Origin of the sequence: Pseudomonas tumuqii (assembly GCF_013184545.1) — a bacterium.
Classification (GTDB): Bacteria; Pseudomonadota; Gammaproteobacteria; order Pseudomonadales; family Pseudomonadaceae; genus Aquipseudomonas; species Aquipseudomonas tumuqii.
In genome coordinates this window covers 47,058-66,055 of the sequence record NZ_JAAOJA010000017.1, presented here as the reverse complement: position 1 = coordinate 66,055, position 18,998 = coordinate 47,058, and the positions used below count along the sequence as shown (strand labels likewise).

General features: G+C 60.7%; 20 protein-coding genes and 1 tRNA gene. 12 read left to right on the top strand and 9 right to left on the bottom strand.

The features are described from left to right. Positions 1-289: 289 nt before the first annotated feature. Positions 290-379: transfer RNA gene (locus G9C89_RS22345), tRNA-Ser, on the bottom strand. A 134-nt stretch (positions 380-513) separates the two neighbouring features. Between G9C89_RS22345 and G9C89_RS22340 the strand changes: the two genes are divergently transcribed. The 7 genes from G9C89_RS22340 (at position 514) to G9C89_RS22310 (ending at position 4,745) form a co-directional block, all read left to right on the top strand. Continuing rightward, positions 514-1,182, top strand: coding sequence for a Bax inhibitor-1/YccA family protein (locus G9C89_RS22340; RefSeq protein WP_172152388.1), 669 nt, complete (start codon positions 514-516; stop codon positions 1,180-1,182). Positions 1,183-1,291: 109 nt separating this feature from the next. Continuing rightward, a complete protein-coding gene (gene tusD / locus G9C89_RS22335) occupies positions 1,292-1,684 on the top strand; it encodes a sulfurtransferase complex subunit TusD (RefSeq protein ID WP_090504649.1) in 393 nt (130 codons plus the stop codon). A gap of 1 nt (position 1,685) precedes the next feature. Next, entirely contained in the window at positions 1,686-2,045 is a 360-nt protein-coding gene (gene tusC, locus G9C89_RS22330; RefSeq protein ID WP_172152386.1) for a sulfurtransferase complex subunit TusC, read from the top strand. Continuing rightward, entirely contained in the window at positions 2,045-2,344 is a 300-nt protein-coding gene (gene tusB, locus G9C89_RS22325; RefSeq protein WP_172152384.1) for a sulfurtransferase complex subunit TusB, read from the top strand. The genes tusC and tusB overlap by 1 nt, the downstream gene beginning before the upstream one ends. Beyond that, positions 2,341-2,676, top strand: a complete 336-nt coding sequence (locus G9C89_RS22320) for a TusE/DsrC/DsvC family sulfur relay protein (RefSeq protein ID WP_172152382.1) — start codon at positions 2,341-2,343, stop codon at positions 2,674-2,676. The genes tusB and G9C89_RS22320 overlap by 4 nt, the downstream gene beginning before the upstream one ends. Further along, entirely contained in the window at positions 2,673-3,656 is a 984-nt protein-coding gene (locus G9C89_RS22315) for a glycosyl transferase family protein (protein ID WP_172152370.1), read from the top strand. Before G9C89_RS22320 ends, G9C89_RS22315 begins: the two co-directional genes overlap by 4 nt. Before the next feature lie 90 nt (positions 3,657-3,746). Next, positions 3,747-4,745: a glutathione S-transferase family protein gene (locus tag G9C89_RS22310; RefSeq protein WP_172152368.1), complete on the top strand. Its 999-nt coding sequence runs from the start codon at positions 3,747-3,749 to the stop codon at positions 4,743-4,745. Between the two features lie 48 nt (positions 4,746-4,793). Here the strand turns inward: G9C89_RS22310 and cysG are convergent, their stop codons facing one another. The 6 genes from cysG to ftsK form a co-directional block, all read right to left on the bottom strand. Further along, complete coding sequence (cysG, locus tag G9C89_RS22305) at positions 4,794-6,188, bottom strand: siroheme synthase CysG (protein WP_172152366.1); 1,395 nt, start codon at positions 6,186-6,188, stop codon at positions 4,794-4,796. A 71-nt stretch (positions 6,189-6,259) separates the two neighbouring features. Beyond that, a complete protein-coding gene (gene serS / locus G9C89_RS22300; protein ID WP_172152364.1) occupies positions 6,260-7,540 on the bottom strand; it encodes a serine--tRNA ligase in 1,281 nt (426 codons plus the stop codon). A 16-nt stretch (positions 7,541-7,556) separates the two neighbouring features. Continuing rightward, a complete protein-coding gene (crcB, locus tag G9C89_RS22295; protein WP_172152362.1) occupies positions 7,557-7,931 on the bottom strand; it encodes a fluoride efflux transporter CrcB in 375 nt (124 codons plus the stop codon). Beyond that, a complete protein-coding gene (locus G9C89_RS22290; protein WP_172152360.1) occupies positions 7,928-9,253 on the bottom strand; it encodes a replication-associated recombination protein A in 1,326 nt (441 codons plus the stop codon). The genes crcB and G9C89_RS22290 overlap by 4 nt, the downstream gene beginning before the upstream one ends. A 19-nt stretch (positions 9,254-9,272) precedes the next feature. Further along, on the bottom strand, positions 9,273-9,899 hold the full coding sequence (lolA, locus tag G9C89_RS22285; protein ID WP_172152358.1) for an outer membrane lipoprotein chaperone LolA: 627 nt from the start codon (positions 9,897-9,899) through the stop codon (positions 9,273-9,275). A 30-nt stretch (positions 9,900-9,929) separates the two neighbouring features. After that, positions 9,930-12,332, bottom strand: coding sequence for a DNA translocase FtsK (gene ftsK / locus G9C89_RS22280; RefSeq protein ID WP_172152356.1), 2,403 nt, complete (start codon positions 12,330-12,332; stop codon positions 9,930-9,932). Positions 12,333-12,580: 248 nt separating this feature from the next. Between ftsK and trxB the strand changes: the two genes are divergently transcribed. The 4 genes from trxB to infA all read left to right on the top strand — a co-directional run bounded on the left by trxB (position 12,581) and on the right by infA (position 15,498). Continuing rightward, the gene (gene trxB / locus G9C89_RS22275) at positions 12,581-13,531 is read left to right on the top strand and encodes a thioredoxin-disulfide reductase (RefSeq protein WP_172152346.1); all 951 of its coding nucleotides are present in this window, start codon (positions 12,581-12,583) and stop codon (positions 13,529-13,531) included. A 198-nt stretch (positions 13,532-13,729) separates the two neighbouring features. Further along, positions 13,730-14,410, top strand: coding sequence for a leucyl/phenylalanyl-tRNA--protein transferase (aat, locus tag G9C89_RS22270; RefSeq protein WP_172152344.1), 681 nt, complete (start codon positions 13,730-13,732; stop codon positions 14,408-14,410). Positions 14,411-14,464: 54 nt separating this feature from the next. Next, entirely contained in the window at positions 14,465-15,172 is a 708-nt protein-coding gene (locus G9C89_RS22265) for an arginyltransferase (protein ID WP_172152342.1), read from the top strand. Between the two features lie 107 nt (positions 15,173-15,279). Next, a complete protein-coding gene (gene infA, locus G9C89_RS22260) occupies positions 15,280-15,498 on the top strand; it encodes a translation initiation factor IF-1 (RefSeq protein WP_002553999.1) in 219 nt (72 codons plus the stop codon). 327 nt (positions 15,499-15,825) lie between these two features. Here infA and clpA read toward each other — a convergent pair whose 3' ends face one another. Then, a complete protein-coding gene (gene clpA, locus G9C89_RS22255) occupies positions 15,826-18,096 on the bottom strand; it encodes an ATP-dependent Clp protease ATP-binding subunit ClpA (protein ID WP_172152340.1) in 2,271 nt (756 codons plus the stop codon). 29 nt (positions 18,097-18,125) lie between these two features. Then, a complete protein-coding gene (clpS, locus tag G9C89_RS22250; RefSeq protein WP_172152338.1) occupies positions 18,126-18,488 on the bottom strand; it encodes an ATP-dependent Clp protease adapter ClpS in 363 nt (120 codons plus the stop codon). 232 nt (positions 18,489-18,720) lie between these two features. Between clpS and cspD the strand changes: the two genes are divergently transcribed. Next, a complete protein-coding gene (cspD, locus tag G9C89_RS22245; protein WP_172152336.1) occupies positions 18,721-18,984 on the top strand; it encodes a cold shock domain-containing protein CspD in 264 nt (87 codons plus the stop codon). Positions 18,985-18,998: the final 14 nt, after the last annotated feature.

The window sequence follows — 18,998 nt, the reverse complement described above, 5'->3', positions numbered from 1 at the left end:
CGCGGCGGCTAAAAACACAGAAATGAGCGGGTGATCTGAGCGTTTTTGGTCGATTTGCCGCTTTTAAAATCAGCAGCAGCTGAAGTCAGCCAGAAATGCATGGCTACTTCAGAGGATCCCTAGCACCCTTATCAAACGGACACCTCGTTATGTGTCAGCCGCTCAGCGCGGCGGCCTTGCAGGTAATTACCGTATCGAACGGCATAAAATTCTACGAGGCTTAGCTTGGCGCATAACCGTCAAATAGCAAACGTCAAAGAAACCATATTGCTGATTCGATTGAAATAGTTGGCGGAAGCGGTGAGATTCGAACTCACGGAAGAGTCTCCCCTTCGACGGTTTTCAAGACCGTTGCATTCAACCGCTCTGCCACGCTTCCGGCGTTTGTGCGGGCGGCAATCTTACCGGAACGCAACACACTGTCAAACTCTCCGGGTTGGCTGAGGCCAGGGCTCTGTTATTATCGACCTCGACTTTGGTCACGGAACCATTAGCCTCTACAGGAGTGTCGCCATGCACGAACAAGATTACGCACTCAGTCACGCCCAGGTTGAGCAGCAAGAAGTCAGCCGCGTACTGCGCAATACTTACGGCCTGCTGGCCATCACCCTGGCCTTCAGCGGCCTGGTCGCCTTCATGGCGCAGCGCGCCAATGTGCCTTACCCCAACTTTTTCGTGGTGCTGATCGGCTTCTACGGCCTCTTCTTCCTCACCGCCAAACTGCGGGACTCGTCCTGGGGCCTGCTCTCCACCCTCGCCCTGACCGGTTTCATGGGTTACACCCTGGGGCCGATCCTCAACCGCTACCTGGGCATGGCCAACGGCGCCGAAGTGGTCAGCTCGGCCTTCACCATGACGGCGCTGGTTTTCTGTGGTCTGTCCGCCTACGTGCTGATTTCGCGCAAGGACATGAGCTTCCTCAGCGGCTTCATCACCGCGGGCTTCTTCGTCCTGATCGGCGCCATGGTGGCAGGGTTCTTCTTCCAGATCAGCGGCCTGCAACTGGCGATCAGCGCCGGTTTCGTGCTGTTTTCCTCGGCCTGCATCCTGTTCCAGACCAGCGCCATCATCCACGGTGGCGAGCGCAACTACATCATGGCGACCATCAGTCTGTATGTATCGATCTACAACCTGTTCATCAGCCTGCTGCAGATCATGGGCATCATGGGCAGCGACGACTGATCCTCGAGTTGCACCCGAAGCCCGCTTCGGCGGGCTTTTTCATGTCTGCGGCGAGCATCTTGCGCGCTCACGCTTTATCATTGGGCTAGATTTCCCTGCCGGCTTCTCTATGAAATTCGCCATCGCCCTCTTCGCCCCACCGCATGCGCCCTCCTCCCGGCGCGCCCTGCGTTTTGTTCAGGCAGCCCTGGCTGGTGGCCATCAGATCGTGCGGCTGTTCTTCTATCAGGATGCGGTGCACAACGCCTCGAGCAATGTGGTCAGCGCCCAGGATGAGCTGGATATCCCTGCCGAATGGCGCGAACTGGTACGCCAGCAGCAGCTCGATGGCGTTGTCTGCATTGCCGCAGCGCTACGCCGCGGCATCCTCAATGAGCAGGAAGCGCAACGCTATCAGCGCAGCGCCGGCAATCTGGATGCGCCCTGGGATCTTTCCGGACTGGGCCAGCTGCATGAGGCCGCGCAAACAGCTGATCGCCTGATCTGCTTCGGAGGGCCTTGAATTGAGTAAATCCTTGCTGATCATCAACCGCCAGTCGCCCTGGTCCGGGCCCAGCGCCCGCGAAGCGCTGGATATTGCCCTGGCTGGCGGCGCGTTCGACCTGCCCCTCGGCATGCTGTTTCTCGACGACGGCGTGTTCCAGTTGGCGCCGGCGCAACAGCCCTCCGCCCTGCAGCAGAAAGACCTGGGTGCCAACCTGCAGGCGTTGCCGCTGTTCGGCGTGGAGTCGCTGTATGCCTCGGCGCGCAGTCTGCAGGAGCGCGGCCTGGAGCAACAGACGCTGACGCTGGCGGCCGAGGTGCTGGAGGATGCCGCCCTGATCGCGCTTATCGACCGTTACGACCAGGTGATCACCCTCTGATGGCTACCTTGCATGTGTTATCCCATTCACCGTTCAGCGACAGCCGGCTGAGCAGCTGCCTGCGCCTGCTCGGCCCTGCCGACGGTCTGTTGCTCTGCGGCGATGCGGTATATGCCCTGCAACCCGGCACTGCACAGCGCCAGGCCCTGGACCTGATGCCGACCGCTATCGGCCTGTTCGCCCTCGACGAAGACCTCTGCGCGCGCGCCCTCGCCGCGCCGACGCGGATCCAGGTGGTCGACTACCCGGGGTTCGTCGAACTCAGTTGCCGCTTCGACAAGGTCAACAGCTGGCTATGAAGCATTTGAGCGTTGCCGGCCGGCGCATCGAGCTGGACAAGGATGGCTACCTGACTACCCTGGCCGATTGGTCGGAACCGGTGGCCGAGGCCCTGGCGCAACAGGAACAACTGACCCTGTCCGCCGAGCACTGGCAGATCCTGCGCTTGCTGCGGGCCTTCTACGCCGAGTTCCAGCTGTCGCCAGCCAACCGGCCGCTGATCAAATACGTGGCGCTCAAGCTAGGCCCGGAAAAAGGCAATAGCCTGCACCTCAATCTGCTGTTCAAAGGCGCTCCCGCCAAACTCGCCGCCAAGCTGGCGGGCCTGCCCAAACCGACGAATTGCCTATGAACCTTGTCACCCCAGCGGAACACCCTTTTGCCCAATTCGTGCGCATCCTCGGCAAAGGCAAGCGCGGCGCGCGCAACCTGAGCCGCGAAGAAGCCCGCGAAGCCATGGGCATGTTGCTCGACGGCAAGGCCGAGGACACCCAGCTCGGCGCCTTCCTGATGCTGCTCAGACACAAAGAGGAAAGTGCCGAGGAGATGGCCGGCTTTGCCGAGGCGGTGCGCGAGCGCCTGCAGGCGCCGGCCATTGCGGTCGACCTGGACTGGCCCAGCTATGCCGGCAAGAAACGTCATCTGCCCTGGTTCCTCCTCGCCGCCAAGGCCCTGGCCAACAGCGGAGTGCGCATCCTCCTGCATGGCGGTGGCGCGCACACCGCCGGGCGGCTGTACAGCGAGCAAGTGATCGGGCTCCTGCAGATCCCGCTGTGCCGCAACTGGAGCGAGGTGAAGCGCGCCTTGCAGGACCAGCACCTGGCGTTTATCCCGCTGGGCGACTGGATGCCGCAACTGCAACGGATGATCGACCTGCGCAACATCCTCGGCTTGCGTTCGCCGATCCACTCGCTGACCCGCATTCTCAACCCGCTCGCGGCGCGCTGTGGCTTGCAGAGCATCTTTCACCCCGGTTACCAGGCGGTGCACCGCGAAGCCAGCCAATTGCTCGGCGACACCGCACTGGTGATCAAGGGCGAAGGTGGCGAGGTGGAAATCAATCCGGACGCCACCAGCCATCTCTATGGCACGGCCAACGGCGAGAACTGGGACGAAGACTGGCCGCCGTTGTCGGCGCAGCGCCACGTCAAGCCCGAGTCGCTCGAGCCTGAGCACCTGCTGACGTTCTGGCGCGGCGAAGTCGAAGACGCCTACGGCAGGCTTGCGGTGTTGAGCAGCATGGCCGTGGCTCTGCGTGGTCTGGGCATTCCCCGTGAAGAGGCGTTCAAGCAGGCGCAGCAGCGCTGGGACGCACGAAACATATCGAGCTAGTCGATTTTTAGAGGCAGCTTTTTCTACCTTTCAATCGAACCACCGCCGTTAGACTGAACGCCTGAGCCGTAAAGCCAAAGGAGTCGGGTAATGGGTTTGTTGATTGAAGGAAGCTGGCATGACCAGTGGTACGACACGGCCGCTGACGGCCGCTTCAAGCGCGAAGATGCCCAGCGGCGTCACTGGGTCACCGCCGACGGCAGCCCCGGGCCAAGCGGCGAAGGCGGCTTCAAGGCGCAAGCCGGTCGCTATCACTTGTATGTTTCCCTCGCCTGCCCCTGGGCCCATCGCACCCTGATCCTGCGTCAGCTCAAGGGCTTGCAGGATCTGGTCGATGTGTCGGTGGTCAGCTGGCTGATGCTCGACGATGGCTGGACCTTTGACCCGGCCCATGGCTCCACGGGTGATGCGTTGAACGGTCTGGACTTCCTGCATCAGCGCTACACCGCCGATGATGTCCGCTACAGTGGCCGGGTGACCGTGCCGATGTTGTGGGACAAACAGCAACAGCGCATCGTCAGCAATGAGTCAGCGGAAATCATCCGCATGTTCAACTCGGCTTTCGACGGGCTGACGGGCAACTGCCTGGATTTCTATCCCGAAGCGCTGCGCGGCGAGATCGACGTACTCAATCAACGCATCTATCCAGCGGTCAACAATGGCGTGTACCGTGCCGGTTTCGCCACCACCCAGGCCGCCTACGAGGAAGCCTTCGCCGAGCTATTCGGCGAACTGGATTGGCTGGATGCACGTCTCGGCGAGCAGCGCTACCTGGCTGGCGAATACCTCAGCGAAGCCGATTGGCGCCTGTTCACCACCCTGATTCGCTTCGATGCGGTGTACTACGGGCACTTCAAGTGCAACCTGCGGCGCATCGAGGACTACCCGCACCTGTCCAACTGGTTGCGCGAGCTGTACCAGTGGCCCGGGGTGGCGGCGACGGTGGATTTCGAACACATCAAGGGCCATTACTACGCCAGCCATCGCACCATCAACCCGACCGGCATAGTGCCCAAGGGCCCGGCGCTGGACTTGTCCCGCGAACATGACCGCGCGCGCTTGCCGGGCCAGGGCGTCTTTGCATGGTAAGAGCAGCGCTCCGATGAGGACGGGGCGGCCGCCCCTGCAGGGCTCGCTTCAAACCTCAGCCTGAGCGCCTTCGAACCAAGCCAGCTTGTCGCGCAGCTGCACCACTTCACCGACTATGACCAGGGTCGGCGCATGGACCTGATGCTCGGCGACCAATTCCGGCAGGTTTGCCAGGGTGCCGGTGAACACCCGCTGATTGCGCGTGGTGCCCTGCTGAATCAGCGCCGCGGGGGTGCTGGCGGCACGGCCATGGGCGATCAATTGCTGGCAAATCAGCGGCAAGCCGACCAGGCCCATGTAGAACACCAGGGTCTGGCTGGGCGCCGCTAGTTCCGCCCAAGGCAGGTCGCAGCTACCGTCCTTGAGATGGCCGGTGACGAAGCGTACCGACTGCGCATGATCGCGGTGGGTCAGCGGAATCCCCGCATAAGCCGCGCAGCCACTGGCCGCGGTGATGCCGGGCACCACCTGGAAGGGAATACCGTGGGCCGCCAGCTCCTCGATCTCCTCGCCGCCACGGCCGAAGATAAACGGGTCGCCGCCTTTCAGGCGCAACACCCGCTTACCCTCCTTGGCCAAGCTGACCAGGCGTTGATTGATCTGATCCTGCGGCACGGCATGCGCCGCGCGCTGCTTGCCGACATAGATGCGCTCGGCATCGCGGCGGCACAGCTCGATGATCGCCGGAGCGACCAGGCGATCGTAGAGCACCACATCGGCTTGCTGCATCAGGCGCAGGGCGCGGAACGTCAGCAGGTCCGGGTCGCCCGGGCCGGCACCGACCAGGTACACCTCACCCAAGGCGCGTGGCGCAGCACCGGCAACTTTCGCCTCGAGCAGGCGTTCGCCCTCATGCAGTTTGCCGGCGAACACGCTCTCGGCAATTTGCCCCTGGAATACGTCCTCCCAGAACACCCGGCGTTGCTGGACATCGGGGAACAGGCCTTTGACTTGCGCACGGAATTTCTTCGCCAACCCGGCCAACTGGCCATAGGTCGCCGGAATCCAGGTTTCGATCTTAGCCCGAATCAAGCGTGCCAATACCGGCGCATCGCCGCCACTGGTGACGGCGACGATCAGTGGCGAGCGGTCGACGATAGCCGGGAAGATCACGCTGCACAGCTTGGGTGCATCGACAACATTGACCGGAATCCCCAGCGCCTGGGCCTGGGCGGATATTTGCGCATTGAGCGGTTCGTCGTCGGTGGCGGCGATGATCAACACCACGCCGCTCAAGTCGGCGGGCTGGTAGTTGCGCAGCAGTACCTCGCCTGCGCCCTGGACGACCAGTGCGCGCAGCTCGTCGCGCACCTCGGGCGCCACGACCCGCAATCTGGCGCCGGCATCGGCCAGCAGACGCGATTTGCGCAAGGCCACTTCGCCGCCACCGACCACCAGTACCAGACGATCCTGCAATTTATGGAACAGCGGAAGAAAGTCCATGAGCGTGATCCGGATGAGTGACAGTGGCTTGCCGGTAGGGTGGGCTTCAGCCCCCCCTACCGGGTGGCGCTTTAACCGATGACTTCGATGCCGCCCATATAGGGTTTGAGCACCTCGGGCACCCGAATGCTGCCATCGGCCTGTTGGTAATTCTCCAGCACCGCCACCAGGGTACGGCCCACCGCCAGGCCGGAACCGTTGAGGGTGTGCAGCAGCTCCGGCTTGCCGGTTTCCGGGTTGCGATAGCGAGCCTGCATACGCCGCGCCTGGAAGTCGCCGCAATTGGAGCAGGAGGAAATCTCGCGGTACTTGTCCTGGCTCGGCACCCAGACTTCCAGATCGTAGGTCTTGGTCGCGCTGAAGCCCATGTCGCCGGTACAGAGGGCGAGCACGCGGTATGGTAGCTCGAGCAGTTGCAGGACCTTTTCGGCGTTGCCGGTTAGTTCTTCCAGGGCCTGGTAAGAAGTGCCCGGCTCGACGACCTGCACCATCTCGACCTTGTCGAACTGATGCTGGCGGATCATCCCGCGGGTGTCGCGGCCGGACGAACCGGCTTCGCTGCGGAAGCACGGGGTGTGGGCCACCAGCTTCAGTGGCAATTGCCTGGCATCGAGAATTTCGCCCGCAACGATATTGGTCAGCGACACTTCGGCGGTCGGAATCAGGTACAGGTCGGCCTCGTTCTCGCGACTGATCTTGAACAGGTCTTCCTCGAACTTGGGCAACTGGCCGGTGCCTTGCAACGCCGACGCCTGGACCAGATAAGGCGTGTAAGCCTCTTCGTAGCCATGTTCGCTGGTGTGCAGATTGAGCATGAACTGGGCCAGGGCGCGATGCAGGCGAGCAATCGGCCCGCGCAACAGGGCGAAACGCGCACCGGACAGCTTGGCGGCAGTTTCGAAATCCAGCCAGCCGTGTTGTTCGCCCAGGCTGACGTGATCCTGGATGGCGAAATCGAAGGCCTTGGGCGTACCCCAGCGGCGCACTTCGACGTTGCCGTCTTCATCGTCGCCAACCGGCACCGACTCGTGTGGCAGGTTGGGCATGTTCAGCAGCAGGCTGTCCAGCTCGAGCTGGATGGCATCCAGCTCCTGTTTGCCTTGCTCCAGCTCGCTGCCCATGCGGTCGACATCCGCCAGCAGCGGCGCGATGTCTTCTCCGCGCTGCTTGGCCTGGCCAATGGTCTTGGAGCGGCTGTTACGCTCGGCTTGCAACTGTTCTGTGCGGGTCTGCACGGTCTTGCGCTGAACTTCCAGCGCTTCAAAACGCGCCACATCCAGTTGAAAGCCGCGGGTGGCAAGGCGCTGCGCCACATCGTGGAGTTGGCTGCGCACCAGTTTGGAGTCGAGCATGTCAGGTTCTCGTCGATCAGAGTTTGGTGAATGATAAGCCAGCCCAGGTCGCGAGCAGGCCACCCAACACGCTCAGCGCCACGTAGCCGAAGGCCATTGGCGCCTGGCCGCTGTCCAGCAGGCGCAGGGTGTCGAGGGAAAAGGATGAAAAGGTGGTGAGGCCGCCCAGAAAGCCGACGATCAGGCCGGCGCGCAACTCCAGCGGTATTTCCGGGCGCAGCAGAAACAGCCCATACAGGTAACCGATCAGCAGGCAGCCGAGGATGTTTACCGCCAGGGTGGCGGTGTAGAAATATTGCGGCCAGTTTGCGTTGATCCAGTTACCCGTGGCAAAGCGCAACAGGGTTCCGCACGCCCCGCCGGCAGCCACCGCGAAAACGACCGCGATCATGGTTTTCTCCGCTTGCGCGGGCTGGCCGCATCCTGGCTGGCCAGATGGGCCAGTTTGTCGCGAATTTTCTGCTCGAGGCCGCGCGGCACCGGCTGATAGTACTGACGCGCCGGCAGTTGCTCGGGGAAGTAGTCTTCACCGGCGGCGTAGGCATCCGGCTCGTCATGGGCATAGCGGTATTCATCGCCGTAGCCCAGTTCTTTCATCAGCTTGGTCGGCGCGTTGCGCAGGTGCAGCGGGACTTCCAGGGAACCATGCTCGGCGGCATCGCGCATCGCCGCCTTGAACGCGCTATACACCGCGTTGCTTTTCGGCGCGCAGGCCAGGTAAACGATGGCCTGGGCCACGGCCAGCTCGCCTTCGGGGCTGCCCAGGCGCTCTTGCACGTCCCAGGCATTGAGGCACAGCGTCAGTGCGCGCGGGTCGGCGTTGCCGATGTCTTCGCTGGCCATGCGCACGACCCGGCGGGCGATGTACAGCGGATCGCAGCCGCCATCGAGCATGCGGGCGAACCAATAGAGGGCGCCATCCGGGCTCGATCCGCGCACCGACTTGTGCAGTGCGGAAATCTGGTCGTAGAAGGCTTCGCCACCCTTGTCGAAGCGCCTGCGGCTGTCGCCGAGCAGATCCAGCAACAGTTCGCTGCTGATGGTGCCGCCGTCCTCGGCCAGATCCGCGGCGTTCTCCAGAAAATTCAGCAAGCGCCGGCCATCGCCGTCGGCGGCGGCCAGGAGAATCTTGAAGCTTTCTTCCGGCAGGCTGAGCTGTCGTTCGCCGAGGCCTTTTGGATCAGCCAGGGCGCGGGTTGCCAGCTTGCGCAGCGCCTCTTCATCGAGGCTTTTCAGGACATAGACGCGGGCTCGCGAAAGCAGCGCGTTATTCAGCTCGAACGAGGGGTTTTCGGTGGTGGCACCGATGAAGATCAGGGTGCCGTCTTCCACATAGGGCAGAAAGGCATCCTGCTGCGACTTGTTGAAGCGATGCACCTCGTCGACGAACAGGATGGTCCGGCGGCCGTACTGGGCGGCGTGCTGTTGCGCGACCTCGACCGCCTGACGGATTTCCTTCACGCCGGAGAGCACCGCGGAAATCGTCTCGAAGTGGGCATCGGTGACCTGGGCCAGCAAGCGCGCCAGGGTGGTCTTGCCCACACCCGGCGGCCCCCAGAAGATCATCGAGTGCAGCGCACCCTGCTCCAGCGCTTCGCGCAGCGGCTTGCCGCGTGCCAGCAGATGCTCCTGGCCGACGTACTCGTCCAGGCTGGCAGCACGCAAGCGCGCGGCCAGGGGCTGGGCGATGGGAGCATTACGAAACAGATCCATGGCGGCGGGCTACGACCTCTTACTCTTGAATGACATCCGCGCCTTCGGGAATCTCGAAGCTGAACAGGCTGTCGTCCACGGCTTCATTCATCTTCACGCTGAGGAACAGAATATTGGTGCGCTGGCCGATGCTGTCGATCAGCTGCATATCATTCAACACGCCGCTGCGAAACGACAGACGCAGGCTGTCGAACAGCGTGTCCTTGGACTTCGGCTTGAGCATGAAGTCGACCACGTTGCCGCCTTCCTTGTGGCTGATCGCGAAATTCTCGCGAATCTCGGATACGTCGCCAGACAATAGCAATGCCGGGGTATGGGTCAGGCGCTTGTCGAGGGTCTGAATGGTGACCTGCTCCAGGTCCGGGTCATACAGCCAGACCTTCTCGCCGTTGGACACCAGCAACTGCTCCATAGGTGCGTCGGTGTGCCAGCGAAACAGCCCCGGACGCTTGAGCACAAGCTGACCTGCGGTTTCCTGCAACTGCGTGCCACTGCCATCCAGGGTCAGCTGCGAGAAGCGCGCGCTGATCGTTTGCGCCTGGCTGAGCAATACGGTCAGACGCTGTGCAGACGCATCCTCGTCCGCCAGGGCGGAAACGCTGGAAATGCTTAAAGCTGCCAGCAACAGCATACGAATCAGGCGCATGAAACTCCTTATCACATTGATTTCTGGGCGTTAGTCACGAGTTGGACTTGGCGCGATCACTTCGCGCGAGCCATTGGTGCTCATCGAGGTCACCACGCCTGCCATTTCCATCGCTTCGATCATCCGCGCTGCCCGGTTGTAGCCGATCTTCAATTTGCGCTGCACAGCGGAAATCGAGGCCCGCCGGCTTTCGGTGACGAAACGCACGGCTTCGTCATACAGCGGATCTTCTTCACTGCCTTCGCCGCCCCCTTCACTGCTGCCATCGAAGCCACTGCCGGACTCTTCGACGCCCGCCAGAATGTCTTCGATATAGTCCGGTGTGCCGCGCAACTTCCAGGCCTCGACCACACGGTGGACCTCTTCGTCAGAAACGAAGGCGCCGTGCACACGAATCGGCAAGCCGGTGCCGGGTGGCAGGTAGAGCATGTCGCCGTGGCCGAGCAACTGTTCGGCGCCACCCTGGTCGAGAATGGTCCGCGAATCGATCTTGCTCGATACCTGGAAGGCCATGCGCGTCGGGATGTTGGCCTTGATCAGGCCGGTGATCACATCCACCGACGGCCGCTGGGTGGCGAGAATCAGGTGGATGCCGGCGGCGCGAGCCTTCTGCGCGATCCGGGCGATCAACTCTTCGACCTTCTTGCCGACAATCATCATCATGTCGGCAAACTCGTCCACCACCACCACGATGGTCGGCAGGGTTTTCAGCAGCGGCGCCTCGTCGTGCATGCTTTCGCGCTTGTACAACGGATCGGCCAGGGGCTCGCCCGCCTCCTCGGCTTCCCTGACCTTGCGGTTGAAGCCGGCCAGGTTGCGCACGCCCATCTTCGACATGAGCTTATAACGCCGCTCCATTTCGGCGACGCTCCAGCGCAGGGCGTTAGCCGCCTCCTTCATGTCGGTGACTACCGGGCAAAGCAGGTGCGGAATGCCCTCGTAGATCGACAGTTCGAGCATTTTCGGGTCGATCATGATCAAGCGCGCCTCTTCCGGCGTGGACTTGAACAGGATCGACAGGATCATCGCGTTGACCCCGACCGACTTACCCGAGCCGGTGGTACCGGCGACCAGCAAGTGGGGCATTTTCGCCAGGTCGGTGATCACCGGGCGGCCGCCGATGTCGTGGCCGAGGGCCAGGGTAACCGGGGACTTGGCGTCATCGTACTCGGGCGACGACAGCACCTCGGAAAAACGCACGATCTGTCGGTCCTCGTTGGGCACCTCGATGCCCACGGTGGTTTTGCCGGGAATCACTTCGACCACACGCACGCTGATGATCGCCATCGAGCGTGCCAGGTCCTTGGCCAACCCGGAAATACGGCTGACCTTGACCCCGGCGGCGAGCTGGATCTCGAAACGGGTGATCACCGGGCCCGGATGCACCGACTCGACCATGACCTCGACGCCAAATTCCTTGAGCTTGATCTCGAGCAGCCGCGACATGGCCTCCAGCGATTCGGGGGAGAACTTCTTCTGCTTCTTCTCGGCGACATCGAGAATGGAAATCGGCGGTAAAGTGCCTTCGACGGCGCTGTCGACGAACAGCGGCGCCTGCTTTTCTTTCTGTACGCGCTTGCTCGCTTCGGCGGCCTTTGGCTCCGCCGGCGGGGTAATCACAGGCGCGGTGCGGCTTTCCCGGGCGCTCATGTGCTTAGTCAGCGCTTCCTCGCGCTCAAGCAGGCGCTCTTTGACTTTGGCCTGTTCGCGGCGGTCGTGCACCATCGGCGCCGCCACTTCGCTGACCCGCTCGTCGACTTCGCGCAACTGGGCGACCAGTTGCTTGCGCTCGGTACGGGCATTCCACCAGCGATTGACCAGGCTCTGGATCAGCTCGAGAAGATCCAGGGTGATCTTGCCGGTAAGGTCCATGACCTTGAACCAGGACAGGTCAGTGAACACGGTCAAGCCAAACAGGAACAGCGCAATGAACAGCAAGGTGCTGCCCTGCACGTTCAATACATCTTCGGCCAATTGACCGAGACTCTCGCCCAATGCCCCGCCAGCTGCGGCCGGCATGCTGGTACTCGCGTCAAAATGAATATCGGCCAGCGTTGCCCCGGACAGCACCAGGAACACCAGGCCGATCAATCGCCAGGAAAACAGCCAGCCACTCCACTGCCAGGGTTGGTGGCGGTCGCGGAACACCTGCAAGGTCTTGACCCCAAGCAACAGGGGGAACACATAAGCGAAATAGCCCAAGGCCATGAACAGGATATCGGCGAACCAGGCGCCAGCACGACCGGCAGCATTCTGCACCTGATCGATATTGCTGGTATGCGTCCAGCCCGGATCGGCGGGATCATAGGTCAGCAACGCCATCCACAGATAAAGGCAGAGTGCACCGAGCGCAATCAAGGCGCCCTCTTTCAACCTGTAAGGCAATTGCTGACGCCAGACTGGAGTCTGGGCTGTAGGGCTCGAATTCTTCAAAACGCATCTATTCCTGCGCCAGCGGCGCGCCGAATAATCGGTTAACGGCAAAAAACTGTGACTATTGTACGGATTTACCCGGTTGATGCCACGCCAGGCAGCGGGGTGGCAACCAGCCTGGGCTAAGCCCTCTGCGGCCGGCTCCCGTTCGCCCCCTGCTTCGGTGTAGCATAGCCGGCAACATATTTACGTGCGGCTCAATTGGAGCATGCATTCTCTTTTGTGACAAAGGCTTATGAGGTGTTTCTATGAGCGAAGTCAAGCATTCACGCCTGATCATCCTGGGTTCCGGCCCTGCCGGTTACGCTGCGGCGGTATACGCCGCCCGCGCCAACCTCAAGCCCGTGGTGATCACCGGCATCCAGCCCGGCGGCCAACTTACCACTACCACCGAAGTGGACAACTGGCCAGGTGACGTCGAAGGCTTGACCGGTCCCGCGCTCATGGAACGCATGCAAAAACATGCCGAGCGCTTCGACACCGAGATCATTTATGACCATATTCACACGGCCGAGTTGCAGCAGCGCCCCTTTATCCTCAAAGGCGACAGCGGCACCTACAGCTGCGATGCACTGATCATCGCCACCGGCGCCTCGGCGCAGTACCTCGGCCTGCCGTCAGAAGAAGCCTTTGCCGGCAAAGGTGTCTCTGCCTGCGCCACCTGCGACGGTTTCTTCTACCGCAATCAAATAGTCGCGGTGATTGGTGGCGGCAACACCGCCGTCGAGGAAGCGCTGTACCTGGCCAATATCGCCAAGGAAGTGCACCTGGTTCACCGGCGCGACAAGCTGCGCTCGGAAAAGATCTTGCAAGACAAGCTGTTCGACAAGGCAGCCAACGGCAACGTCCACCTGCACTGGAATCACGCCCTCGACGAAGTGCTGGGCGATGCCAGCGGCGTCACTGGCGTACGCCTGAAAGACACCACCAATGGCGCAGCCAAGGAGCTAGCGCTGACTGGCGTGTTCATCGCCATCGGCCACAAGCCCAATACCGATCTGTTCCAGGGCCAACTGGAAATGCGCGAGGGTTATCTGTTGATCAAGGGCGGCAGCGAAGGCAATGCCACTGCGACCAGTATCGAGGGGGTGTTTGCCGCCGGCGACGTGGCCGACCATGTGTACCGCCAGGCAATTACCTCTGCCGGGGCCGGTTGCATGGCTGCACTGGATGTCGAAAAATTCCTCGACGACAATTGATCGGCCCAAGCCCCGGGCCGCGCGGCAGGCAGTCAGTTCAGCTGGCTACTCGGATGACTGAGACTCTGATAACAGGCACTGCAATAAGTCATGGCAGACCATGGCCTGGAGCAGCAACGCTGTTTCAGGCCTCAGGCCTCAGGCGTCGCAAGTGGCCAGCCAACCCGGCCCGCCCTCCTCTTCTTGCGGTTTCCTTGAATGCTGACCTGGTTGCAACGCGACTCCCTGAGCTTCCCGCCATTGAGCAAAGCCCTGCGCGAGCCCAACGGCTTGCTTGCCGCCGGCGGTGATTTGAGTGCCGAACGTCTGATCGCGGCCTACCGCCATGGTTGCTTCCCCTGGTATCAGGACAATCAGCCGATTCTCTGGTGGTCGCCGGATCCGCGCACGGTGCTCTTCCCTGATGAGCTGCATGTCTCGCGCAGCCTGGCCAAGGTGCTGCGCCAGGCACGTTACCAGGTGACCTTCGATCAAGCCTTTGCCACGGTGATCCAGGCCTGCGCAGCGCCACGCGACTACGCCGACGGCACCTGGATCACTACCCCAATGCAGCACGCCTACCTTGAACTGCATCGCCGCGGCATTGCCCATTCGGTCGAAGTCTGGCGCAACGGCGAACTGGTCGGCGGGCTATACGGGCTGGCAATGGGCCAGCTGTTTTTCGGCGAATCCATGTTCAGTCACGCCGATAACGCGTCGAAAGTCGGCTTTGTCACCCTGGTCGAGCACCTCAATGCCTGGGGCTTCGTACTCATCGACTGCCAGATGCCCACGCAACACCTGCACAGCTTGGGCGCCAGGCCAATTGCCCGGGCAGATTTCGCTGACTACCTGAAGCGTCACATCGACCAACCCAGCAAGGCGTCCTGGACCGCCTAGGCGAGTACCGCAGGGTGGCTTACACTTGTTCAAGGCATTACCCGAGAGTCGATCATGACCGAGCTGGCCCGCCTGAAGTTTTATGCCACCCAGCCTCATCCGTGCAGCTATCTGCCTGAAGAGCAGGCCACCACCCTGTTCCTCGATCCCAGCCAGCCAATGGATGTGGATGTCTATGCCGAGCTTTCGGAAATGGGCTTTCGCCGTAGTGGCGACCACCTCTACCGGCCCCACTGCCAACGCTGCTCGGCCTGTGTGCCCGCGCGCATTCCCGTTACCCAGTTCAAGCCCAATCGTCAGCAGCGGCGTATTTTCAAACGCAATCTCGACATCCAGGTCCGTGCAGTGCGCCCGGCGTTCACCGAGGAGTACTACAGCCTTTATGTGCGCTATATCGAGCAACGTCATGCCGATGGCGACATGTACCCACCGAATCGCGAGCAGTTCTCCACCTTCCTGGTACGCGACCTGCCGTTTGCGCGCTTCTACGAGTTTCGCCAGCACGGCCGACTGCTGGCGGTCGCGGTCACTGATGTGCTGCCCAATGGACTTTCTGCGGTTTACACCTTCTACGAGCCCGGCGAAGAACGCCGCAGCCTCGGACGCTTCGCCATACTCTGGCAAATCAAGGAATCAGCGCGTCTTGGACTACATGCCCTGTACCTCGGCTATTGGATCAAGAACTGTCGAAAAATGAGCTACAAGACGCAATACCGCCCAATTGAACTGTTCGTTAACCAGCGTTGGATCACTCTCACCTGAAGTCGCTTGGCGTGCGCCCTCCTTTTCGGGCACAATGCACGCCGCTTTTGCCTGGAGCCAGTTGCGCCGGGCCATGGTCATACTTTGGATACCGAGGGCTTTACTGCATGTCGAAAGAAGACAGCTTCGAAATGGAAGGCACTGTCGTCGACACCCTGCCCAACACCATGTTCCGCGTGGAGTTGGAAAACGGGCACGTCGTTACCGCGCACATCTCCGGAAAGATGCGCAAAAACTATATCCGCATTCTGACTGGCGACAAGGTTCGCGTAGAACTGACGCCTTACGACCTGAGCAAAGGTCGTATCACCTACCGCGCCCGCTGACAGGTCATTGAAAAACGCTGCAATCGACCACAGGCAATACACGGGCAGTTACAAGCACAAGGTAAAACGCGCCTGACTTGATTCCAGGAGCCTGCCGGACTTGAGATTGAACTTCAGCTTAAGTCCGACAGCCTCCAGGATGAAGTGAGTCAAACAGATCGAGACCTTCGCTTTTTGTTTCACTGACTTGCCAAACGCCCCTGCCAATCAGCCTATGCCTCCTGGCACGCGGCTTTTCAAGACCTGATCAAATCAGGCGCTCACAAAAATGCCCGGCAATGCCGGGCGTTTTTGTGAGCGCTATTGAGCCAATGCCGCAAAGCGATCTCAGGCCATCTCCACCGTGGTTTCGAATTCGAAGGTCAATTCGTCACCACTGAGATCGATATGGGCCACGCCGCCGTGCTCGGCCAGTTCTCCAAACAGGATCTGCTCTGCCAAGGGCCGCTTGATCTTTTCCTGAATCAAGCGCGCCATGGGTCTGGCCCCCATCTGCACATCGTAGCCCTTCTCGGCCAACCAGCCGCGTGCAGCATCACTGACTTCGAGCATCACATGCTTGTCTTCAAGCTGCGCCTGCAGTTCGGTGAGGAACTTGTCGACAATGCTCTTGATCACCTCATGACTCAGGCGGCCGAACTGGATAATGGTATCCAGGCGATTGCGGAACTCCGGGGTGAAGCTCTTCTTGATCACTTCCATGGCGTCGGACGCATGGTCCTGATAGGTGAAGCCTATGGAAGCCCGCGCCGCGGTTTCCGCCCCGGCATTGGTGGTCATGATCAGAATCACGTTACGGAAATCAGCCTTGCGCCCATTGTTGTCGGTCAGGGTGCCGTGATCCATCACCTGCAGCAGCAGGTTGAAGACTTCCGGATGAGCCTTCTCGATTTCATCGAGCAGCAACACGCAATGCGGGGTCTTGGTGATGGCCTCGGTCAGCAAGCCACCCTGATCAAAACCGACATAGCCTGGCGGCGCACCGATCAGTCGGGAAACCGTATGCCGCTCCATGTACTCGGACATGTCGAAACGCACCAACTCTACGCCCAGCGCCTTGGACAACTGGCGAGCCGCTTCGGTTTTACCGACCCCGGTAGGGCCGGCAAAGAGGAATGAGCCCACAGGCTTGTCTGGCGCCTTGAGCCCGGCGCGCGACAGTTTGATCGCCGTAGACAGGGAGTCAATGGCCGGCTCCTGACCGAACACCGTGAGCTTGAGATCGCGCTCCAGGTTGCGCAGCAGTTCCTTGTCCGAACTGCTGACGTGTTTTGGCGGAATGCGTGCAATTTTTGCCACGATATCCTCGACCTGCGCCACTTCGATGCGCTTGACCCGCTTCTCCACAGGCTGCAGGCGCTGATAGGCGCCTGCCTCGTCGATTACATCGATGGCCTTGTCCGGCATATGCCGATCATTGATATAGCGCGCAGCAAGCTCGGCCGCAGCGCGCAGTGCCTCATCGCTGTACTCGATGCTGTGATGTTGCTCGAAACGCCCCTTGAGGCCTTTGAGAATGCCATAGGTGTCATCCACCGAGGGCTCGCTGACATCGACCTTCTGAAAGCGCCGCGCCAGGGCACGATCCTTCTCGAATATGCCGCGAAATTCCTGGAAGGTGGTCGAGCCAATGCAGCGGATCTCGCCCGAAGACAGCATCGGCTTGAGCAGGTTGGAAGCATCCATCACCCCGCCAGATGCGGCCCCCGCACCAATTATGGTGTGGATCTCGTCGATGAACAGGATCGCGTGCGGGCGCTTGCGCAGCTCGTTGAGCAGCGCCTTGAGGCGTTTCTCGAAATCGCCACGGTACTTGGTGCCGGCCAGCAAGGCCCCCAGATCCAAGGAATAGACCACGCTGGTAGCCAGCAGATCGGGCACCTGATTGTCGACAATACGTTTGGCCAGGCCCTCGGCGATAGCGGTCTTGCCCACACCGGCTTCGCCTACCAGCAGCGGATTGTTCTTGCGCCGACGCGCCAGAATCTGCGCGACCCGCTCGACTTCCAGCTCTCGACCGACCAAAGGATCGATCCGCCCTTGGCGGGCCAGCTCATTGAGGTTGCTGGTGTAGGCATCCAGAGGATTGCCTGAAGCCGAAGACTCGCCACCCTCTTCGTCCTGCATTTCCTGCTCGCTTTCTGTATGACCGCCATGCCCTGGCACTTTGGAAATGCCGTGAGCGATGAAATTGACCACATCGATGCGCGCAACACTCTGTTGCTTGAGCAGGAACACCGCCTGACTTTCCTGCTCGCTGAAGATCGCAACCAACACGTTGGCGCCAGTCACTTCTCGCTTGCCGGAGCTTTGCACATGAAATACAGCGCGCTGCAGTACCCGCTGAAAGCCTAGGGTCGGCTGAGTTTCACGTTCTTCGTCATGCTGTGGAATCAGTGGGGTGGTGGAATCGATGAACTCCTGAAGGTCGTGACGCAATTTGTCGAGGTTGGCACCGCATGCGCGCAATACGCTGGCGGCCGCCTCGTTATCCAATAAAGCCAGAAGGAGGTGCTCAACCGTCATGAATTCATGACGCTTGGTGCGAGCCTCCTTGAAGGCCAGATTGAGGGTGACTTCGAGCTCTCGATTTAACATGGCTTCACCTCGTGCCCAAGCGGCCGGCGTTAACCGTCCTTCTCTATCTCACAGAGTAGCGGATGCTGGCTTTCTCTAGCGTACTGATTAACCTGCATTGCCTTGGTTTCGGCGATGTCGCGGGTAAACACTCCGCAAACTGCTCGCCCCTCTGTGTGGACGGTCAGCATGATCTTGGTCGCCAGCTCCCGATTTAAGTTGAAAAACACCTCGAGCACTTCGACCACGAAATCCATCGGTGTGTAGTCATCATTGAATATGACCACCTTATACAGCGGTGGTGCCTGCAGCGCGGGCTTGGATTCCTGCACGGCAAGGCCGGTGGAATCGTCCTCATGCGTTGCCGGACGGTCCTGATTGAATGTTAGTCGAATCTGGCTACTTGCATGCATGCTGGAATAAAGGTTCTTGGCTGGGCGAGTACGGATGATAGATGGAGTTTGACCGGCTTCTCAGGCAGTTTCAGCATCGCCTTGACTAACGGCAAAACGGTGTTACAAACAATGAATACCCACTTGTGTAGGTATGAGGGATTCCGCGCCCTCGCCCAAGCCAGTTATTCGCGCGCGGGATCAGAAGTGGATGATACTCCAGTGGTGGAGTTCTTTGCAGAGGGATATCAGCATGCTTAGCGGTAAGGTCAAGTGGTTCAATAACGCCAAGGGCTATGGGTTCATTCTGGCTGACGGTCGAGACGAGGATCTATTCGCTCATTACTCGGCGATTCAGATGGACGGTTACAAAACCCTGAAAGCCGGTCAGGCTGTGAGCTTCGATATCATCCAAGGCCCTAAAGGGCTCCACGCCGTGAACATCAGCGCGCTTTCGGCCACCACCGAAGCACTTGCCGCTGCAAGCCAGCCCCACGGCAATACAGTTGATGCCTGAGTAGCAGGATGACT